Annotated in this window: 10 protein-coding genes; 4 read left to right on the top strand and 6 right to left on the bottom strand. The window is 66.0% G+C overall.

The features are described 5' to 3' along the window. Nucleotides 1-187: 187 nt before the first annotated feature. Together ACIBCN_RS33255 and ACIBCN_RS33260 are read left to right on the top strand one after the other, a co-directional pair. The gene (locus ACIBCN_RS33255; protein WP_396995663.1) at nucleotides 188-2,236 is read left to right on the top strand and encodes a M13 family metallopeptidase; all 2,049 of its coding nucleotides are present in this window, start codon (nucleotides 188-190) and stop codon (nucleotides 2,234-2,236) included. A 97-nt stretch (nucleotides 2,237-2,333) separates the two neighbouring features. Then, entirely contained in the window at nucleotides 2,334-4,373 is a 2,040-nt protein-coding gene (locus ACIBCN_RS33260) for a M13 family metallopeptidase (RefSeq protein ID WP_396995664.1), read from the top strand. A gap of 115 nt (nucleotides 4,374-4,488) precedes the next feature. Here ACIBCN_RS33260 and ACIBCN_RS33265 read toward each other — a convergent pair whose 3' ends face one another. Beyond that, the gene (locus ACIBCN_RS33265; RefSeq protein WP_396995665.1) at nucleotides 4,489-5,583 is read right to left on the bottom strand and encodes an MAB_1171c family putative transporter; all 1,095 of its coding nucleotides are present in this window, start codon (nucleotides 5,581-5,583) and stop codon (nucleotides 4,489-4,491) included. A 56-nt stretch (nucleotides 5,584-5,639) separates the two neighbouring features. After that, nucleotides 5,640-7,418: an MFS transporter gene (locus ACIBCN_RS33270; RefSeq protein WP_396995734.1), complete on the bottom strand. Its 1,779-nt coding sequence runs from the start codon at nucleotides 7,416-7,418 to the stop codon at nucleotides 5,640-5,642. Between the two features lie 170 nt (nucleotides 7,419-7,588). Here ACIBCN_RS33270 and ACIBCN_RS33275 point away from each other — a divergent pair, with 170 nt between their 5' ends. Beyond that, nucleotides 7,589-8,566 (top strand): ABC transporter substrate-binding protein, encoded by a 978-nt coding sequence (locus ACIBCN_RS33275; RefSeq protein WP_396995666.1) that lies wholly within the window; start codon nucleotides 7,589-7,591, stop codon nucleotides 8,564-8,566. Between the two features lie 41 nt (nucleotides 8,567-8,607). Beyond that, a complete protein-coding gene (locus tag ACIBCN_RS33280) occupies nucleotides 8,608-9,978 on the top strand; it encodes a SagB family peptide dehydrogenase (protein ID WP_396995667.1) in 1,371 nt (456 codons plus the stop codon). On the opposite strand, the gene ACIBCN_RS33285 is transcribed toward ACIBCN_RS33280, so the two are convergent. From ACIBCN_RS33285 to ACIBCN_RS33300, 4 genes are all read right to left on the bottom strand, one after another. Next, nucleotides 9,947-11,041, bottom strand: coding sequence for an MAB_1171c family putative transporter (locus ACIBCN_RS33285; RefSeq protein WP_396995668.1), 1,095 nt, complete (start codon nucleotides 11,039-11,041; stop codon nucleotides 9,947-9,949). The genes ACIBCN_RS33280 and ACIBCN_RS33285 overlap by 32 nt on opposite strands. Before the next feature lie 147 nt (nucleotides 11,042-11,188). Beyond that, nucleotides 11,189-12,277 carry an MAB_1171c family putative transporter gene (locus ACIBCN_RS33290; protein WP_396995669.1) on the bottom strand — a complete coding sequence of 363 codons (1,089 nt, stop codon included), beginning with the start codon at nucleotides 12,275-12,277 and terminating at the stop codon, nucleotides 11,189-11,191. Between the two features lie 93 nt (nucleotides 12,278-12,370). Next, on the bottom strand, nucleotides 12,371-16,906 hold the full coding sequence (locus ACIBCN_RS33295) for an amino acid adenylation domain-containing protein (protein WP_396995670.1): 4,536 nt from the start codon (nucleotides 16,904-16,906) through the stop codon (nucleotides 12,371-12,373). Continuing rightward, entirely contained in the window at nucleotides 16,903-21,885 is a 4,983-nt protein-coding gene (locus ACIBCN_RS33300; RefSeq protein WP_396995671.1) for an amino acid adenylation domain-containing protein, read from the bottom strand. The genes ACIBCN_RS33295 and ACIBCN_RS33300 overlap by 4 nt, the downstream gene beginning before the upstream one ends. Nucleotides 21,886-21,896: the final 11 nt, after the last annotated feature.

Here is a 21,896-nt window from a genome sequence, read left to right on the forward strand (position 1 = left end):
CTGCCGAATTGCGGGCATAGCTCCCGCAGGCAACTGGTCCAGTGTAGGTGAACCCGCAGGTCGTCCCAAATCGGGGTCGCGGTCGAGACTCGCGTCACGACGGGCGAGTCATTCCGCGCCGCTACTCTCGGACCGAGCAAGATCAGTAAGGAGAAGCACCGTTCGGCTCGACCGTACCGAAAAGGGGATGCTCTTGAGCTCGTCTGCCCGTCTCGATCGCCGCGCCTTCCTGCTCGCTCTCGCGGCAGTGCCCGCCGCGGCGACGTTGGCCTCCTGCTCCCAGGATTCACAGTCCTCGGATATCCGGCTCACCGGTGTCGATCTGGCCGGGGCGAACCCGGCGATCCGGCCGCAGGACGACCTCTACCGACACGTCAACGGGACTTGGTTGACGCAGTATCGGCTGCCGCCGGACAAGTCGTCGTTCGGGTCCTTCGACGAGGCGAACGATCGCACCGAGCAGCAGCTGCGCGGCATCGTCGAGGACATCCGCGATCCGAAGGCCGGCTCGACCGAGCAGCAGGTCCGCGATCTCTACGACGCCAGGCTCGATCGCGACGCGATCGAGCGGCTCGGCATGACCCCGGTCGCCGATCTGCTCGCCGCGATCGACGGCGCGAAGACCAAGGCGGAGCTGGCTCGGGTGATGGGCGCACTGCCGATCTCGGGGCTGATCGGGCTCCAGGTCGTGGTCGACCAGAAGAACTCCGCCAACTACATCGCCCAGGTCAGTCAGTCCGGCATCGACGCCAACCTGGACGAGCAGTACTACCGCAAGCCCGAGTACGCCGAGCAGATCACGGCCTACCGGACCTATCTCGAGCACGTGGCCACGGGCGCCGGCCTCGCCGACCCGGCCGGCACCGCGCAGCGGGTGCTCGACCTGGAGACCAAGATCGCAGCGGGCTATTGGGACAGCGTCCGCGATCGCGATCCCGACACCACCTACAACCCGCTCGGCTGGGCCGAATTGGTCAAGCTCGCACCGCAATTCGACTGGGATCCCTGGCTGGCAGGCAGCACCGACCGGCCGAAGCGACTCTTCGACAACGTGGTCGTCCGGCAACCCTCGTTCGTCACCACCGCGGGCCAGTTGTGGGCCGACGTCCCGATCGAACAGTGGCAGGAGTACCTGCGCGTCGGCGTCGTGAAGGAGTTCGCGCAATACCTGCCCAAGGCGATCTCGGACGCGGCCTTCGAGTTCGTCGACAAGGCGCTGCAGGGGCGCGACGAGCGCCAAGAGCCATGGAAGGACGGGCTCGACACAGTCGACCAGAACCTCGGCGAGCCGTTCGGCAAACTCTATGTGGCCAAACACTTTCCGGCGTCCGCCAAGGACCGCGCCAAGGCTCTCGTCGCCGATCTGATGGCCGCGTATCGGCAGGACTTCACCAACTCCTCGTGGATGTCGCCGCCGACCAGGACCGCCGCCCTCGCGAAGCTCGACAAGATAGTCGCGAAGATCGGGTACCCGGACAAGTGGATCGACTACTCCGGGGTGCGGATCACCAGGGGCAAGCTGGTCGAATCCGTGCGCGCCGTAAGGGTTTTCGAGGTCGCCCGCGCCTTCAACAAGCTCGGCACGCCGGTCGACAAGACCGAATGGGGCTTCCCGCCGCAGACGGTGAACGCCATGTACGACCCGAACGCCAACCAGATCACCTTCCCCGCCGCCATCTTGCAGGCGCCGTTCTTCGACGCCGACGCCGTCCCCGCGGTGAACTTCGGCGGTATCGGCGCGGTCATCGGCCATGAGATCGGGCACGGCTTCGACGATCAGGGCGCCAAGTACGACGGCGACGGCAACCGGCGCGACTGGTGGACCCCCGAGGACACCGCCGCGTTCGAAGCCAAGACCAAGCAGCTGATCGAGCAATACAACGCGCTGACACCCGAGGGCCTCGATCCGAGTAAGCATGTCAACGGCGCGCTGACCGTCGGCGAGAACCTCGCCGACCTGCGCGGACTGCAGATCGCACTGGCCGCGTATCGCGCCGCCGCCCAGCGCGACGGCAAGCAGCCTGACCTCGAGACGGTGTTCCTGTCCTGGGCCAGGATCTGGCGGCAGCAGTCCACCACGCAGACGAGGGAAATGCTGCTCGCCAGGGACGTGCACTCGCCCAACGAGTTTCGCGCCAACCAGGTGGTCCGCAATATCGCCGAGTACTACACCACGTTCGGCGTCGTCGCGGGCGACAAGCTGTTCCTGGCACCGGACCAGCGCGTCACGCTCTGAGATGGACCGCCGGGTAGCGCCGGCGGCGGGTAGCCTCGGGCGAACTAATTGCGCCTGACGAGGATGCGGTGTGGCCGCATCGGGAGAGGAAATCCTCGTGACACGTCTCGGACAGCTGGACCGTCGTGCCTTCCTGATCGCACTCGGGGTGGTGCCCGCCGCTGCCGCGCTGGCGTCCTGCGCGAGCGACACCAAAGAGGCGAGCAAACCGCTCACCGGCGTCGACATGGGTGGTGCGGACGAGACGATCCGTCCGCAGGACGACCTGTACCGGCATGTCAACGGGAAGTGGTTGCGCGACTACCAGCTGCCGCCGGACAAGACGTCCTACGGTTCGACCAGCGAGGCGGCCGAACGCACCGAGCAGCAGTTGCGCGAGATCATCGACGGCATCAAGGATCCGAAGCCGGGCTCGGAGGAGCAGCAGATCCGAGATCTGTTCGACGCCAGGCTGGATTGGGACGAGATCGAGCGGCTCGGCATGACGCCGCTGGCCGAACTGTTCGGCAAGATCGACGGCGCGGCGACCAAGGCGGACCTGGCCAAGGTGATGGCCGAGCTGCCGATCGCGGGCTTGATCGGCATCGGTATCGGCACCGACCGGAAGAACTCGAACGCCTACATCCCCTCGGTCGGGCAGTCCGGACTCGGTCTCGGCGAGCAGTACTACCGGAAACCCGAATACGCCGACGTGCTCGCCCAGTATCGAATCTTCTTGGGGCGCATCGCCGCCGGCGCGGGGCTGCCCGATCCGGAGGGCTTGGCACAGCGGGTATTCGACCTGGAGAAGCGGATCGCGCCCGCACACTGGGACAACGTGCGCACCCGCGATACCGACGCCACCTACAACGTGTTGAGCTGGGCCGATATGACCGCTCTCGCACCAGGATTCGACTGGGACCCGTGGATGGCGGGGAACACCGACCGGCCGCGTTCACTGTTCGAGACGATGGTGGTGGGCGAGCCGTCCTTCCTCACGGCCGCCGGTCAGCTGTGGACCGAGGTGGACATCGCCACGTGGCGGGACTACCTCAAGCTCAGCGTGCTTCGGGAGTTCGCGCCGTACCTGCCCAAAGCCATCAACGACGCGAATTTCGAGTTCAAGGGCAAGGTGCTCAACGGGCAGGAGGAGCGTCCGGACCGGTGGAAGTACGGGGTCGGGATCGTCGACGACAAGCTGGGCGAGCAACTCGGAAAAGTCTACGTGGACAAGTACTTTCCGCCCGAGGCCAAGCAGCGCGCCAAGGAGATGCTCGACGATGTGATCGCCGCGTATCGGGAGAACTTCACCAACTCGACGTGGATGTCCCCGGCGACCAGGACGGCGTCGATCGCCAAGCTGGACAAGATCGATCCCAAGATCGGTTATCCGGACAAGTGGGTCGACTACTCGAAGATGAAGATCACCAGGGGCAAGCTGATCGAATCACTGCTGTCCATCAACACTTTCGAGTCCAAGCGGGCGTTTGCCCGGCTCGGCACCCCGGTCGACAAGACCGAATGGGGGATGTCGCCGCAGACGGTGAACGCCTACTACTCGGCGAACAGCAACCAGATCGTGTTCCCGGCCGCGTACCTGCAGCCGCCGTTCTTCGACAAGGACGCGCAGTCTGCCGTCAACTTCGGCGCTGTCGGCGCGACCATCGGCCACGAGATCGGGCACGGCTTCGACGACCAGGGCTCCAAATACGACGGTGACGGCAACCGGAACGACTGGTGGACGCCGGCGGATCGGGCCGCGTTCGACGCCAAGACCAAGCAGCTCATCGATCAGTTCAACGCGCTGGTCCCCGAGGGCCTCGACCCCAGCCAGCACATCAACGGCGAGCTCACCGTCGGCGAGAACCTCGCCGACCTGCGCGGCCTGCAGATCACGTTGGCGGCCTTCCGAATCGCGGAGAAGCGCCGCGGCGTCGACAACCCCGACTACAAAACCTTCTTCTTGTCCTGGGCCCGCAGCTGGCGGGAAAAGCAGACCAAGGCACTCACCGTTCGCTACCTCAGCATCGACACCCACTCTCCCGCCGAATTCCGCTGCAACCAGGTGGTCCGCAATCTGGAGGAGTTCTACCGCACGTTCGACGTGAAGGAAGGCGACAAACTCTTCATGCCGCAGGACCAGCGCGTCACCTTCTGATCCCCGCGCACCCCTTGATTTCCCGCACCCGATCCGGTGTGCGGGAAACCAGGACGGGTTGCCTCGACCACGGCGTCCGTTGTCGATCAAGGCGCGCCGCTCTAGTAAGGCCGCGTCAGAGTTCGTGACGGTCCCGGGTCGCGGCAGCGCGGGCACGAGGCCATACGCGGGCCAGCGCGAGGAAGTTGTGTAGTTCGGTGCCGCGGTCCTCGGCGGGTGGCTGAATCGCGTAGCGAGGGTGCATAGTTCGGGCGGACACGTCGGTACCGCGCGCTTTCAGTTCGGCGGCTTCGGCGATACGCAAGGCGTAGGCGCTGATGGTGCCGGTGTGGGTAGAACCGGTATCGGGAGCGAACTGTCGCAGATGCAAGAGCGCGTCGCCGATTTCGACGGTCATCCGGTATAGACGTTCGGAGGAGCTCTGGCGCCCGACAGGCAGGACCACCCCTGGGACAACGCTGGTGAGATCCCGCCACATCGGGTGTAGACGGCGGCACTGCCGGCCTTGCCGATCCAGGCCTGCCCGCACAGCCACGGCTCTCACCAGTGGAATCGCCAGTAATCCGGCCAGCAGAGTCATGGTGAGCAGGGATCCGACAGCCCATATCGTCCCCGGGTTTCCGGTGACAACGCCCGATACGTCACGTAACCCCGCGTAGATCGAGCAGGCCACTGAATACATGCCGACCAAGAACAGGGCGGAATAGGTCAGCTTCTCCCGCAAAGACGTAGTGGCGGTACGCAGTTCACTGATACAGGCGTACATCAGCAGCATCCCGATCCAGATGACCAGCACACCGATCGCTGCCCACAGAACTCGCTCCCAGTCGAAGACGCTGTGCAGCCGCAGTCCCGCCTCCTCGGCCAGCGCGCAAACCAGAACGAAGAGGACAACGACCGTAGCGAACGCGTCGTAGTTACGCTGGCGGCTGTAAACCAGCTTCGGATCGGCCCCGCCGAACAAGGCGACAAATCCGTAACAGCTCGACAATGCGAGCAGGCCGACGCCCATGAACAACCGCTGTCCGAACTCCGGACGACCCAGGCCAGCGGCGAGCGCGTATCCCAGAATGGATCCGATATTCCAGCTCGACGCGCGGTTGATCAACTGGTCGACAGCAGAGTCGTTGACGAGCAGCCACCGGCCGATGGTGATCAGTCCGACGAACAAAACGATCACGGTGGTGAGCACGAACGGCGCGGAATGCACCGGCTACACGATATGCCCCGCCCTGCCTGGTTGCGAGGCGGGCGGTCGGTCCTGGGTCAGTGTGCGGGGACGGGGGCCGCCTGTGCGAGTTCATCGGCCTCGGCCAGTTCGGACTGCTCGTCGTGCACGTACTTGTTGCCCGCGAAGAACGAGGCGGCAGCCGCCAGGAACATCATGATCGCGGCGGAGACGAAGACGACGACTAGGCCGGTGTGGAATGGGCCGGTCAGCAAGTGCGGGAAGAACTCCTGGCCGGTGAGGGTGTCGGCGTTGACACCGGGTTTGGCCAATTCGCCTGTCGGACCGAGCAATTCCTGGATCGGGTTGTAGCCGAGGAACGCCGCGAACATGCTTGCGACCGGAGGTAGACCGGCGACCTCGGCGGCGGCTCCGGCGGAGACGCCCTGGGCGCGCAGGCCCGCGTCCAGCGCCGACGGCAGGCTGGCGGCGAGGCCTACGACCATGAGGGAGAAGAAGATTCCCATGGACAGCGCGTTGCCACCGTTGAACAGCGTGCCGCGCATACCCGAGGCCGCGCCACGCTGCGCGGCGGGCACGCTGGACATGATGGCCGCGGTGTTGGGTGAGAAGAACAGTCCGCTGCCGATGCCGTTGAGCAGGATGATCGCCGCGAACACCCAGTAGTTGAAGTCCACGGGCACGACCAGCAGCAGGATGAAGGTGACCCCCGCGATCAGCGCACCGCCGGTGGTGAACAGACGCGAACCGTAACGGTCCGACAGCCAGCCCGAGAGTGGCCCTGCCGCAAGGAATCCCACCGTCAGTGGCAACAGATAGATGCCCGCCCACAGCGGCGTCGACTCGAAGCTGAAGCCGTGCAACGGCAACCAGATGCCCTGCAACCAGATGATCAGCATGAACTGCATGCCGCCACGGCCGATGGACACCATGAGGTTGCTGAAGTTGCCGAGCCCGAAGGCCCGGTTGCGGAACAGGGCGAGATGGAACATCGGGTCGTCGACCTTGCTCTCCACCACGCAGAACACCCCGAGCAGCGCGATACCGCCGATCACCGCGCCGAGCACCCAGGGACTGGACCAGCCGGTGGCATGCCCGCCGTACGGCTGAATGCCGTAGGTGATGCCGGTGAGCAGCGCGGTGAGCCCGAGCCCGAAGGTGATCGTGCCCGCCCAGTCGACCCTGCCCACCGATCGGATGCCGACCTCGTGCAGCGAACGGTACGACCAGAACGCGCCGAGCAGCCCGATCGGGACGCTGACCCAGAACACCGCGCGCCAATCCCATTCCGACAGCACGCCACCGATGAGCAGGCCGAGGAACGAGCCGGCGACCGCGGCGACCATGTTGATCCCGAGCGCGGTGCCGCGCTGCTTCGCCGGGAAGGCGTCGGTGAGGATGGCGGTGGCGTTCGCGGTCAGCATCGCGCCGCCGACGCCTTGGACCACACGCCAGATGATGATCCACATCGCGCCGGCACCACCGTGGAACGGATCGAAGGACAGCGCGAGCGCGCAGAACGCGAAGACGGCAAAGCCCAAGTTGTACACGCGAACTCGGCCGAAGAGGTCGCCGAGCCTGCCGAACATGACGACGAGCACCGCCGTCGCGAGCAGGTAGCCCATCAACATCCACAGCAGGTATCCGACGTTGCCCGCGTCGAGCGGGTTCAGGCCGACACCGCGGAAGATCGCGGGCAGGGAAATCAGCACGATGGACGAGTTGATCGCGGTGAGCAGCACTCCGAGCGTGGTGTTGGTCAGCACGATCCACTTGTAGTGCGGGTGGTCCCGGTCGTAGCGCAGCCTGCGGCGGATGGTGCTGACCTCGCCAAGATCGAGATCGGTGGATGGCATCGTCACGGCGTCCCCTCGCGAATGGTTATCTCCGCAAACTATATAGTTAGCGGATCTAACCATCAAGAGAGGCCGGTCACACGGAGGACTAGATAGGTTAGCCTTGGCTGAATTACGCTGCCGGTATCTCGACCGCGCCGGCGGAGCACGTCCTGGAAGGGGGCCAACTGATGGAGTCTGTTCGGATGTCGCGCTGGGCGAGAGCGACGGTGGCCGCCATCGCCGCCGCGCTGACGCTGGGCCTGGCCGCCTGCGGTTCATCGAGCGACGACGCCGGTTCCGGCGACGAGCCGGTCACCATCACCCACGCGCGTGGCTCGACCACGGTGCCGGGCACACCCAAAAAGATCGTCGCCCTTGGCAACCAGTGGCTCGACACCGCGCTGGCGCTCGGCGTGACGCCTGTCGGATACGTGGACAACGTGGCAACAATCTCCAAGAGCACGCCGCCGTGGGAGCCGAAGTCCCTGGCGACCGCGAAGGCCCTGAACCCGGTGGGCAATGTGGCCGAACAGGTCGCGGCGCTGGAGCCGGACCTCATCCTCGCCGATCCATTCGTCGCCGATCAGAAGAACTATGACGAGCTCTCCAAGGTGGCCCCGGTCCTGCCCGCGCTCGGCAAGGACGCGGTGACGCCGTGGCCGGACCTGGTGACCACGCTCGGCAAGGTGCTACACAAACAAGACGCCGCCACGCAGATCATCGCCGACGTCGACAAGAAGATCGACGCGATCGGCCAGGCCAACCCGGGCCTGAAGGGCAAGACCTTCGCCACCACCTGGTTGGCGAGTGCCACCCAACTCATGGTTGTCACCGATCCGAACGACGGCTCCAGCACGCTGTTCACGAAGTTAGGCATGGGCATTCCCAAGGACATCACCGACCTCCCCGCGAACCAGGGCCGGGTCGCGCTGTCGCCGGAGAAGGTCGACAAGCTCACCGCCGACCTACTACTCGCGGGCTACTCCCCCGGCTTGGACGAAAAGTACCGGCAGCTTCCTGGCTACGCCGACCTGCCTGCGGCGCGGAAGGGCTCGGTGGTGTTCCTCACCACCCAGGAGATCACCGCCATCAACCAGCCGACCGCACTGTCGGTGCCTTACATGCTGAACAAACTGGAGCCCGCCTTCGCCATCGCGGCGAAATAGGCACGCCCGACACATCGGATCGACAAGCGGAGGTCAGCGGTTTGTCCGCCGTCACATATCCCGACCAGACCAGGTACGCGCTGCGTGCGGGTGTCACCTGTCTGACGACATCGGCGGGCGCCACGCTGCTTTATCCGCCGCGCAACGAACAGCTGTCCGGGCTCGGCCTCGGACAGCTGCAAGCACTGCGAACGCTGAACCGTGGCCCGGCTACGGTCTCGCAACTGTCCGACGGATCGGGCACCGACGATGTCGCCGGGCTGATGGACCGGTTGACCGACGGCGGCTGGCTGTCGGTCACCGTGCGCGACGGCGGCCGCAACCTATACAGCATCCAGCCGTTCGGACAGCCGCCGCCGCGCCCGGTCACCCGGCTCCCGTGGCGCGCGACGCTGTCGAAATTCGCCGTGCTGCACCGGGACTCGGACGGTTTCGTGCTGGAGCACCCGCTGTCCTGGTGCGACGTGCGGATCCATGACCCGCGGCTGCTGTCCCTGCTCGATGGTTTCGGCGCGGCCGAGTCGCCACTGCACGTCTCGATCAAGTCGCAGTTGGCGGCCGATCTGCACTGGTGTGGGTTTCTGGTCGCCGATCCGGATGAGGAGGAGCGGGAGTTCACCACTCGCGGTTGGCATGCCGCCGACCTGTGGTTCCATCGCCGGAGCACGTTAGGCGAACGCACCGCGAGCTCGGCTCACGCCGGGGCGCCGATGTGGGCAGTGGACACCTTCCCGCAGCCGCCCACACGGAAGCCGCACTACCCCGGCGAACCGGTGCCGCTCGCGACGCCCGATCTCGCCGTCCTGCGCGCCAACGACCCGACGCTGGCGGCAGTGCTGGCAGGTCAGCAGTCCACCCACGCAATCGATGACGCCAACCCGATCACCCGCGACCAGCTAGCCGAGCTGCTTTTTGGGACGGCCGGCGGTGTCCGAAGTACCAGTGCGGAATCGGCAGCACGCCCCCACCCGTCGGCTGGCAGCGTCGACGAACTCGAGCTCTACCCGATCGTGCGACACGTCGACGGGCTTGCGCCGGGTATGTACCACTACGACTCGTTCGACCACGTGCTACGTCCAGTCGCCGACCTGGAATCGCCTGCGGTACAACGGCTACTGGCCACCGCCTCGGTGCCCCTCGCCGAGGGCGGCGCCCCGCAACTGGTGTTGCTACTCGCCGCGCGGTCGGGGCATCTCACGCGGAACAACGGGCAGGTGGCTTACGCCGACATCTTGAAGCATGTCGGCGCAGTCACGCAGACCGTCTCGGTCATCGCGACCGCGATGGGACTCGGCGCGTGTGCCCAGGGCTTCAGCGATACCGCCGCCTTCGCCGCCGCGGCAAACGTGGACGAGCTGGCCGAATGCGCGGTCGGCAGCATCATCGTCGGCTCGCCTGCGCACGACCGCTGACCAGATCGCGCGCCCTCGGCCAGTGGCGCGCCAGGTCGAGCAGGTAACCGAGCTCGGAGGTCATGTCGCGCGCGGATATCTGCTGAAAGTGCGACGGCGGTGCACCCAACGGAGTGATCCCCCGCTCTCGGGCACGCGCCGCTCGGGCGATCTGCGTGGCGTAGGTCTCGACGGACGACTCGGGCACATCGTCGACAGACAGATGCGGTCTGAGGTGCAACAACGCGTCCCTGATCTCCACGGTCATCCGGTACAGCCGCGACTCGGAATCCCGGCCGAGTCCGACACCCGCGGGCAGCACGACCTCGGGCACCGCGGCGGTGAGGTCCCGCCACAGCGGCTCCAACCTACGCAGGTTTCGCCCGGTCCGATCCCATCCGGCACGCGCCAAAATCACCTGCGCGAGCGGTACTGCCGTCACGAACGCGACCAGTATGCAGAACAGGCACGACACCAAACTCCACTCGATCGAGATGGTGCCGGGCGGCTTGCCGTCGAAAGCCTGCACCACCGTGAGACCGGCGCCGATAAACCATCCCGTGGCCAGCGCGAGCAGACCGATGTACGGAACCTGCTTCAGCAACGAGGCCTCGACCCGGATATCTCGCAGACAGGCCCGCGTGATGTGCACTCCGGCCACCAGCAGCGGCATATTGAACACCGTCCAACTGAGCACTGCCCGCGCCCAAAAGCCTGCTCCGCCACTACCTTCCGGTGTGCCCACGAGCACAACTGTGGTGCCGGCGAGCACCGCCGCGACGTTGTAGATCCGCTGCCGATCGCGGGCAGTGGCGGGATCGGCGCCGACGAAAAGCTTTGCCAGCCCGTACAAATTGGCGGCGGCCAGCACCGAGCAGAACAGGAAGAACTGAACCGCCAGCGCTTCGTGACCGGTGGCGACGACGCTGTACTGCGTCACCGCGCCGACCGATACCCACAAGATCGCACGATTGACCAGCCGTGCGGCCGGTGTGCTGTCGATGACAATCCATCGAGCCAGCGTGACCCCGCACAGCACCGCTATCGCCGCGATGACGACCCACATCGGCGCGGGCGCAGTCATCGGCGCGGTCCGTACGGACCCGGTGCAGCGAAGGTATCGATAGGCACCCGCGGGGACATCGACACCTCCATACCCATCCAGGTGATCAGCGGGAGCCGATCCTACGGTATCGACCTGACCACGATGGACGCCCGAAGCGCCCTCAGATCAGCCCACTCCGGCGTCCACTGATGCCGACGCGCGAGCCGCCCGCCAGACCCGAGCCAGCTCGAGCAGACGTACCAGCTCGGCGGCCCTGTTCTCGGTGAGGCGCAGGTACTGGTGCCCGCCCGCGGCTACCGGTCTCATACCGCGGTGTTTGGCGTCAACGGCTCGCGCGATCCGCACAGCATGGTCGTCGATGGACTGCTCGGGCCGATCGCTAGGCGGCATGTACTGCCTCAGATGTTGCAACGCGTCCTGAATCTCGACCAGTATGCGGTAGAGGCGCAGCTCGGGATCGCGGCGACCAGTGCCCTGATCCAGCACAACGCCTGGCACGGCGGCCGTGAGGTCGCGCCACAGCGGGAACAGCCGCCGACTATGACGGCCGGTTCGGTCCCACCCTGCTCGGGCGAGCAGAACGTTGACTACCGGAACAGCCAGCAGCACGTTGATCGCAAAGAAACCGGCGCACGATGCCGAGGTCCATTCCGCGGGCGGACTGTCCGACGGCTGTCCGCCGAGCACTCGCAACCCGGAGGTAACAACACAGTAGAGAAAATACGATGCGACGAGGAAAAGAGTTGCGAATACCAGGCGTTCGCGAGTTGTTGCCTGCGCGACCCGGAGCTCACGTACGCACGCTCGGATGACGTTGATCGCCATTGCCGCGATCGGGAGGTTGAAAAGCGCCCAGACGAGAGGAGAGCTCCAGCCGAAACCCGGCTGCATCGGATCTGCGGGCCTGCCAACTATCACGACAATTACGGCACCGACCACAGCGACAACGTCATATATCCGCTGCCGCCGACGAGCTGTGTTCGGATCGACGTCACCGGCGAACAGTGCTGCTATGCCGTAGACGCCCGCAGCCGTCATGACGCTGCAGGCGAGGAAAATGCGATACGTCACGTCGGAGTACTCGGTGCCTGCGCCGCACTCGAAGATGACGGCCGCCCCCGTCTGCCAACCCAACGTCCGGTTGACCAGCCGGTTACTCACTGACCCGCGCACCAGAAACCAGCGGCTGACGACGACCGCGAATGCGAAGACGAGTACCGGAGCCGCGATCCCGATCGGTACCGGCGGGGTCATCGGTACCTCCACATCTATCTGTCGGTCAGCGGCAGATGATCCTACGGTGTCGCGATGGCGGCGAGCATCTCACAGGGCAGCTGACGATCGGGACTACAGGGCATCCGCCAAGGCCGCGACAGCACGCTGCCACAGTGCGGCAAGGCGTTCGGCGTCCGAGGCGGAGAACAGCGAGTCGCTCCAGCGCCAGTTAGTCGACAACTGTGGGCCCTCCGGCGTCGTGCCGATGCCCGAGATGACGTCCAGTGCGTACCGCAGCGGCAGATCGGGCTCGGGATCGAGCGGCAGAGCCTCAGTGCGGGCATCGGTGATCACTGACCACGGCTGATTCGCGTTGCCGCTCAAGTCGACTCGCCCTAAATAGTTGAACTCGACCTGAGGCTCCGCAGTGGCCTGCAGTTCCGGTACCCGGCCGACATACCGGAGCAGTCCGTAGTCCAGACCATCGGCGGGAATCGAACCGAGATGTGCGGCAACCGAATTCAACAGGACGCGCGCCGCGCGAGGGTCCGCCTCGGCCTGTGCCACGTCGACCGACGCCGCACCGACGCCGAGCCGCACCGGGAACACACTGGTGAACCAGCCGAGCGTGTTCGTGGTATCCGTGCCGAGTACGGCATCAGCACGGCCATGCCCTTCCAGCGCGATCAGCGCGCCGGCACTCGCGTCCTGGTTCCGTTCACTACGCCAGCTCGCCACGGTCATGGTCAGCGCGGTGAGCAGAAACTCGCGGACCCCTTCTTCCTTCGACAACGCGGCGAGGATACGCGCGGTGACCGAGGCGGGAGTAACCGCCGACGTCACTCGAAGCGACGACCAGGTGTCGGTCACCGGATCTGGAAGCCGTTGGCCTAGTACCGGATCCGATGCGTCGACCTGGCCCACCCAATATTCGCGCTGCGCGAGCACCTCCGGCTCCGCGACACGTTCCCACATCAACTGTGACCATCGACGATAGGAGGTGAACTCCGGCAACGGCTTCGGAGCCGCGCCGGATTCGACGGTAGCCCACGCGACACCGAGACCGCCGAGCAGGATGTGCCAGGAGACGACGTCGACCGCCAGATGGTGAATGGCCAACAGCAGCATGTCGCCGCGGTGGGTGCCCGTGAACCACACCGCACGGACCATCGCGCCGGTACGAGGATTGATCTCGTCCACCATGGTTCGGGCTGACGTCGCGATCGCGGCATCAAGTTCCGCGTCAGAAGACACCCGGAAGTCGACATGGTCGAGCACCTCGGTAGCCGATACGACTCCCGGTTCCCGCGTGACCAGGCGCGGGCCGTCCGGCGTATCGACAAGCAGTGCCCGAAGAGTGTCATGTCCGTCGAGCAACGGCTGCAAAACCGATTCCACTGCCGCGCGCTGGATTCCGGCAGGCAGCTGAAGCATCGCGGTCTGCGTGAACCGGCGGAAGTTGCCGTATTCGTACATCCAAGACACCACGGGCAGCGGCGGCACTTCACCATAGTCGGTTGCCGCGGCAGCGGACTGCACCGCTATCGCGGCATCGACCGCTGCGGCCAGCTCACGGATTGTCGGTGTGTCCAACACCATTCGCGGACTCAAGGCGATTCCGCGCCGTCGAGCCTTGTTGACCAGGGAGATGGCCACAATGCTGTCCACACCGAGCGCGAAGAAGTCGTCGTCCACACCGGGAGCGCGACCGTCGAACAACTCCGTAAAAACTTCGCCCAGAGCGCATTCGGTCTCGGTGGTTGCGGCGGCGCTTGCCCCATCGGACTCTCCACCAGACAGCGCGTCTTCGGCGAGCCGAACCAATTCGCGCCCGTCCAGCTTGCCGTTCGTGGTGACCGGCAGCCGGTCCAGCACGACTATCCGGGCCGGAATCATGTATGTAGGAAGACGTTCTGTCAGCGCGGTCCGGATACCGGCCGGAGTGAGGTCCCGATTCGGTTGGCCGACAACGAAACCGATGAGTCTCACGCTATCGGCGCGGCGTACCACGGTGACCGATGCGGTGTCTACGCCGGACAGTCGAATCAACGCGGATTCGATCTCGCCGATCTCGATGCGATACCCGCGCACCTTTACCTGCGCGTCCGCGCGGCCGAGGTAGCCGAGGCCGCCGTGCGGTAGGCGCCGCACAAGGTCACCGGTGCGATACATGCGCAGGCCCGGTCGCAACGGGTCGGCGACGAACCGATCAGCGGTGAGAGCGGCCCTTCCGACGTACCCCCGGGCGAGCTGCACACCGGAGAGGTAGAGCTCGCCGACCACACCGCGCGGCACCGGTCGCAGCATGGAATCGAGGACGTAGCCGCGCATTCCGGCGGTCGGCGAACCTATGGTCGGCGTCTCGGTGGCGGAAACAGCAGCGACAACAGCCTCGACCGTCGTCTCGGTCGGCCCGTAGCAGTTGTGCACCGTGGTACCGGTCAACTTCCGTAGCCGCGACCACAGCGCGGTGTCGATGGCCTCGCCCCCCAACGCGAGTACCGGCAAGGCCCGATCGAGTAGGCCCGCCGCACTGAGTTGCGCGAACATCGACGGTGTCGTGTCGATCATGTCGATGTCGTGCCGAGCCATGCCCGCGACAAGCACGTTCGCATCGCGCATTTCGTCGGCATCGAACAGGTGGATCGATTGACCGGCGAGCAACCCGACCATCGGCTGCCATGAAGCATCGAAGCTGAGCGACCAGGCGTGCGCAATTCTCAGCGGGCGGCCGAGTCGAGCCATCGCAGGCCGGTAGAAACGGTCACGATGGTCGGCGAAGTAGCCGATCAACGCGGCATTGGTGCCCACGACACCCTTGGGCTCACCGGTGGAGCCGGAGGTGAAGATCAGATACGCGCTGTGCGATGGGTGCCGTCGCACTAGGGGAGCAACGGCAGCCTGCCGCGAAATACGTTCGGCGACAATCAGATCGTCGAGCAGCAGGGTGTCGATCGACAATCCGGACAGCAGGTCACGGCAGCCTTCGACTACGACGGTCAGCGTGGGTTGTGCCTGACGCAGGATCGATGCGATCCGCACCGCAGGCAACGAAATATCCACCGGCACATAGGCCGAACCGGAGGCGAACGTCGCGAGGATGGCAACGACGGACTGCACCGATCGCGGCAGCATCAGCGCCACAACGGTTTCCGGCCCGACACCGTGCTCGGCAAACTCGCGACCCAGCCGACTGGCGGCCGCATGCACCTCACGATAGGTGTATCGCTCCCCGGTGCCGGCGGTCAGCGCAGGCGCCTCGGGAGTCGCATCGACTTGCCGCTCGAACTGCTCCCACACTGTCAGCTCTGCACCCGCCACGTAATCCGTTCCAGCGGTGTGTAATTCGGCGTGCTCGTCAGCCGACAGAAGGTCGATCGAGTCCGGTGCCACAGCACCGGCGTCCGGCAGCTGGCGAAGCACCGACAGCAGCCGCTCACCGATCTCCGCGGAGTTCAGGTGCGGTAGCGCAGCGGGAATCGCCTCCACCAGCACGACTAGTGCGTCGTCGTGCAGATGCGCCACCACCGTCAGCGGGTAGTGGGCCAGGCTTTCCATCTCGATCGGCCGAAAACGTGCGCCATCCGGCGCGGTGACGGTGTGGATCGCATCGTCGATCGGGGCATTCTCGAACACGAGCAGAGTGTCGAACAAAGCGCCGTGCCCGATGGCGCGTTGCACCGATGACAGGCTCAAATAGCCGACCTCGCGGATGGCGGCGGATTCTCGTTGCAACCGCCGGCATTGGTCAAGCACGGTTGCCGACGGCTCGAGCCGATGCGCGACCGGAACGGTGTTTATGAACAGGCCGACCATGCCCTCCACGCCGGCCAGCTGGTCTGGCCGCCCCGAGATGGTGGTGCCGAAGACAACGTCGCGGCGGTCGGCGAGTCTGCCGAGCACCACCGTCCAGGCGAACTGCACGGCGGTGTTGAGCGTCAACCCGTGCGTACGCACCCACTGCTGCAAGCGCGCGGTGTCGTTGGCGGACAACAAGAGTCGCGTCTTCTCCGGCACACCGGCCGCGACCCGCGTGCCCTCGGCGATCATCAAAGGACCGCTGAGGTCGCTCAGATAGTCGACCCATCGGCGCATCGCCGCGTCGCCGTCCTGCGCGGCCAGCCAGCCGATGTAGTCCCGGTAAGGACGCGGGGCGGGCAGCGAATCCGTCGAACCACCAGCCTGATACGCCGCGAGCAGCTCGGTGAAGAACACCGCGACCGCCCAACCGTCCATCAGGATGTGGTGTGCCGTGAGGATCATTCGCCGTCGAGGCGCGGTCGCGTCCGGCACGGTCAACAGCACGATCCGCAGGGCCGGACCTCGGCTCAGGTCGAATGGCCGCCGCCGCTCCGACTCCGCGATCGCCGAGAACTCCGCGGGCTGCGCGACCCGTTCCGACCATGGCAACTCGGCGTGCGTTGGCACGATCTGCACCGGCTTCGGTACATTCCTGTCCCAGAACGAGACTCGCAGATTCGGATGTCGTCCGAGCATCGCCTGCGCGCTGTCGCGCAACCGCGCCACATCCACCGGGCCGTCGATGTCGACGACGAACTGCATGGTGTACAGATCAATTCCGTCGCCGGTCAGCTGCGCCAGCGAAAAGAGCCCCTCCTGCAGCGGGCTGAGCGCGAGCACGTCCTCGATCTGCGGAGGTACGGTCACGGCTGCGCCTGCCACGATGCGGTCAGCGCGGCAAGGGCGTCGGCATCCAGACCGGACGCACTCATCGGTGCGTGCTCGATCTGTGAATCCGACTCCCGCACAGGCTGTTCCGCCGCCGCGTCGACTGCGGCGGCCAGCTCGGCGATCGTCAGATGCTCGAAAACCAGCTGCGGTGTGAGTGGCAGCCCGAGCGCGGCCGCGCGGGCCGACCACTGGATGGAGATCACGCTGTCACCGCCCAATGCGAAGAATCCGTCATCGGTCTCGACGTCGGTAATTTCCAGCAGCTCCTCGAGCAGCTCGATGAGCGTTCGCTCGGTCGCTGTCGGCTGCCCCTCGCTTGTCGCACGGGGCAACTCGACGGTCGCGGGTGGCATGGCGATCGGTGGCTCGAGCAGCCGGTCGAGATCGGACTGCTCCAATACCCGTAGCTCGGCGACCGTGCGATCCGGGATGGCGGCGTACGCATCCAGCGTCGTGGCCAGCGCATCCGCGATCAACCGCGCGGTCGCTGGTTCGTACAGGTCGGTGTTGGCGATGACGCTCGCGTCGAACCCGCCGTCAGCACCCGCGAAGAAGTTGAAACTCAGATCGAGCAGTGCGACGTCGAAGTCCAACGGCAGCACCGCCATCGCGGTCCGATCGCCGAGACTTTGCCCGGCAACGTCCCAGCCCGCTTCGCGAAAGTGCATCATCACCTGGAACAGCGGGTTCCTGGCCCTGGTCCGTACCGGGTTCAGCGCGTCCACCAGACGTTCGATCGGGATGTCCTGGTTGCTGTATGCACCGAGCGCGACATCGCGGGCGCGCTCCAGCACGGTGCGCAAGGTGGGGTTCCCGGACAGGTCGTTGCGCAGCACGACCATGTTCGCCAGCAGGCCGACCAGGTCCGCGGCAGCGGGATCCGCCCGGCCCGCGATCGGCGTGCCGAGCGGAATATCCACCCCGGCGCCGAGCTTGTGCAGCAAGGTCACCACCGCGGCCTGGTACAGCATGAACTCGCTCGCGCCGCTCGCATCGGCCAGCTCCGCAAGGCGAGCGCGCAATGCGGCGGGCACCGAGAACGGGACGACATGCCCGGCCTTACCGAGCACGATCGGACGCGGATGGTCCGGCGCCACGATGATCTCGTCCTCGGCACCGGCCAGCGTGTCCCGCCAGTACGCCAGCTGCGCGCCGAACGCGTCGACGGACCTGTGCTGCCATAACGCATAGTCCGCGTATTGGATCGGCAGCGGCGCCCATTCCGGTGCGGCACCGGTACCGGTCCGTGCTCGATACGCGGTGGCCAGATCGTCCAGGATGATCCGGAACGACCAATGATCGGCTACCAGATGGTGCACGAGCAGCGACAACACATGGCTGCGCGAACCAAGCACGAAGACCTGAGGCCGGATCAGCAGCTCCGCGTCGACCGCGAAACAATAGCGGCCGGCCGCTGCCAGCGCGGTGCGCACTTCGTCCGGGTGATCTAGCACCGTCACCGGGACATCGATCGGCCCTACCGGCAGCACCGACTGATACGGCACGCCACCGTTTTCCGGGAACACGGTCCGCAACACCTCGTGCCTGGCGACCACGTCACCGAGCGCGGCGGTCAGCGCAGGCAGCTCGAGCGGTCCGTCGAGCCGGACCGCGAACGGGATATTGCCGATCGCCGTCGGACCCGCCATCTTGCTCTGAAACCACAGCGCCAGCTGTGAGTAGGACAGCGGAACCTGTTCAGGCCGTATCTGTTTCACTAAGCCGGTCACCTCAGCTACCCTCGGTGCGGTCTCGATCATGGCGGCAAGCCCGGCCACCGTTGGGGTATCGAACGGCGCGCGCATACCCATTCGCACACCGAACTCCGCTTGGATCAGCATCACCAGCCTGGTCGCCAGCAAGGAATGGCCGCCGAGCTCGAAGAACGAATCGTCGGCGCCGACCTGCGGCACGGCGAACAGCTGCGCGAAGATCGCACACATGCGCCGTTCGGTCGTGGTCGCGGGTTCGCGATACTGCTGCCTCGCCGCCGGAGCCAGCGCGGGCAACGCACGCCTGTCGAGCTTGCCGCTGGTCGTCAGTGGGATCTCGTCGATCACCGCGAAGGCGCTCGGCACCATGTATTCCGGCAGTACCGCGGCGCAGTGCGTACGCACCAGGTCGGGGTCGATATCCGCGACCGCGGCGGCTGCCGCCGGGACCACGTACGCGGCGAGTATCGGCCCGGTCACCGGGTCCTCGGCGACCACGACTACGCAGTGGCCGACGTTCGGGTACGCCGTGATTGCCGCCTCGATCTCACCCGGCTCGATCCGGAATCCGCGCATCTTGACCTGTTCATCGGCGCGGCCGATGAACTCGAGTTCGCCGAAACTGTTGCGGCGCGCTAGATCTCCGGTCCGATAGAGCCGGGCACCGGGCTCGAAAGGATCGGCGACGAAACGCTGCGCGGTCAGGTCCTGGCGTCCCAGGTAGCCACGGGCCAGCTGCGCGCCACCGAGGTATATCTCCCCGACGACCCCGGCAGGCACCAGCTGCAGCGCCTCATCCAGCACATAGGCGTACACGTTGCGGTTCGGGATGCCGATCGGCACGATACCGACGCCTTGTGGCCCCTCGACGGGCATGTGCGTGGCGCAGACCACCGCCTCGGTGGGGCCGTAGTGGTTTCGCAGTTCGGCGTCGAAGATCCCGGCGAACTTGTCGGCCAGCTCGCCGGGCAGCGCCTCGCCACCGACCGGAACATGGCGCAGCGCACGCCATTCGCTCACCTCTGGCAGCAACAAGAGGCTGCTCAACATCGACGGGACCATATGGAACACGGTCACGCCACGCTGGGTGATCAGATCGGCGACATAGCGGACATCGTGGAACGCATCAGGTTTCGGGATGACAAGCCGTGCGCCCAGAGTCAGCGTGACGAAGATGTCGGCAAGCGAGGCATCGAAGCTGACCGACGCGGACTGCAGCAGACGGTCGTCCGCGGTGACGCCCCACTCGGCGCTGAAGCCGCCGACGTGCTCGGCGATCGCCGCGTGCGACACCGGTACGCCCTTGGGTTTCCCGGTGGATCCCGAGGTGTAAATGACGTACGCCAGATTTTCGGGTCGCAGCGGCCGGACTCGATCGGCATCGGTCGGATTCGATTCCGGCAGCTCGGCGGCGATCGCCTCCGCCGCAGCCAATTCCACTCGGCTGAGGACCAGCCGGGGGTGCGCGTCCTCGATCAGATAATCGATCCGGTCATCGGGGTACGCGGGGTTGATGGGCAGGTAGGCGGCGCCGGCCTTGAGCACGGCGAATACGGTGACGATGAACTCGATCGAGGTCGTAAGCCGCACACCGACTATGTCCTCAGCACCGATGCCCTGGCGAATCAGCCAGTGTGCCAATCGGTTCGAGCGCCGATGCAGTTCGTCGTAGGACAACTCCGCCGTGTCGGATACCAGGGCGAGCGTTTCCCCCGCCATCGCCGCGCGGTGCTCGAGCATGGCCACCAGCGTGCTCGGCGCCGTCTCGACGAGTTCGCCGTGGGACTGGTCGAGAATCGCCGTCCGATCGGATCCGCCGAGCATGTCGAGATCGACGATACGGCGCCGCGGCGCGGCCAACGCGCTGTCCAGCAGTCGCACGAAATGCACGAGCAGCTGTTCGATCAGTGGCCGGGCCAGCACATCCACCTGATACTCGGCCTCCAGCCGCGAGGCACCGTCGGAATTCAGCAGCACCGTCAAGGCCAGGGGAACCTGAGCCGTCGAAGCGCCCAGCTCCAATTCGGCTGCCGCGACACCGGGTAGCGCGAATCCCGTGGTTTCCTTGCGCACACTGAAGCCGAGGCGAACCAGCTGATCCATGGCGTCGCGACCGGCAAGCCGATCCGGATTCATCTCGCGGACAACGCGATCGATGCCGACGCTCTGATGCGTGAACGCACCGACACACGTCTCGCGCACAGTGTCGACGAGCGTACCGAAGGTGTCCTCCGACGCCAGCGTGGCGCGCAACAACAAGGTATTGCCGAAGTAGCCGATCATGCTCGTCGCGGACGCGCGACGATCGTTCACCGGCACGGAGACCAGGAAATCCGGCGCCGCGGTGTAGCGCCGGATCAGCGCCTCGTACGCGGCAAGCAACACCATGAACGGTGTCGCCGCCCGCTCCCGTGCGAAGGCGTCGACGCGGGCGAGCAGGTCGGCGGGCAACTCCGTGCGGCGGCGCTCGGCCTGTTTGGACGGCGCGGCAGATGCGGAGCCGGGCAGTTCAAGCGGCTCGGGCGGCGGACGCAGGGCGTCGCGCCAGTATTCGATACTCGCGGCCCCGGCGTCGGCAGGGGCGTCGAGCACCTCGACGGCGACGAATTGTGCTGGCGTATCGCCGGTCTCGTGGACGCCGCGATAGCCGGCATTGAGCTCCGTGAAGAAGATCGGCCATGAATCGTCGTCCCAGCAAATGTGGTGGATGACGAGGAGCAACACGAACTCTTCGACGCCGGTGCGGGCCAGCGTCACGCGCAGCGGCAGCTCGTTCGCCAGGTCGAAGGCGCGACCGAACTCACGGCGGGCGAGCACCTCGACCCGGCGCTCGCGGCCGTGTTCGGGCAGGTCCGTCAGATCATGTGCGTCCCAGGCGATCTCGGCCTCATCCCGAAAGACCTGGTACGGCTCACCATCCCCGTCCACACCGTAGGTGGTCCGCAGAATATCGTGCCGGGCAACAATTCCGGTGACGGCGGCCCGGAGCCGGGCCGCATCGAGCGATCCGGTCAACCGGTAAGCGAGGCAGATATTGAGAGTGGGGTCCGCGGGGTCGCGGGTCTGCAGGAACCACATCCTGCGCTGCCCCGTCGCAAGCGGGTGCCGCTCGCCCGCGGTCACGCGCCGCGTCGGCGCCGCTGCCGATGCCGTTGCGGCCAAGCCTTTTTCCCGCATCCGCTGCTGCAGTAGTCGCTTGCGCCGCTCCAGCGCGGTCATGGTGGTGGCGTCGGTGTCCGACATGAATCTGGCCC

Origin of the sequence: Nocardia sp. NPDC051052 (assembly GCF_044456045.1) — a bacterium.
Taxonomy (GTDB): domain Bacteria; phylum Actinomycetota; class Actinomycetes; order Mycobacteriales; family Mycobacteriaceae; genus Nocardia.

Excerpts from the sequence above, each read along its gene's own strand:
- ACIBCN_RS33275 (WP_396995666.1), top strand. The coding sequence starts at position 7,589 with ATGGAGTCTGTTCGGATGTCGCGCTGGGCGAGAGCGACGGTGGCCGCC.
- ACIBCN_RS33255 (WP_396995663.1), top strand. The coding sequence starts at position 188 with ATGCTCTTGAGCTCGTCTGCCCGTCTCGATCGCCGCGCCTTCCTGCTC.
- ACIBCN_RS33270 (WP_396995734.1), bottom strand. The coding sequence starts at position 7,418 with ATGCCATCCACCGATCTCGATCTTGGCGAGGTCAGCACCATCCGCCGC.
- ACIBCN_RS33285 (WP_396995668.1), bottom strand. The coding sequence starts at position 11,041 with ATGACTGCGCCCGCGCCGATGTGGGTCGTCATCGCGGCGATAGCGGTG.
- ACIBCN_RS33290 (WP_396995669.1), bottom strand. The coding sequence starts at position 12,277 with ATGACCCCGCCGGTACCGATCGGGATCGCGGCTCCGGTACTCGTCTTC.
- ACIBCN_RS33300 (WP_396995671.1), bottom strand. The coding sequence starts at position 21,885 with ATGTCGGACACCGACGCCACCACCATGACCGCGCTGGAGCGGCGCAAG.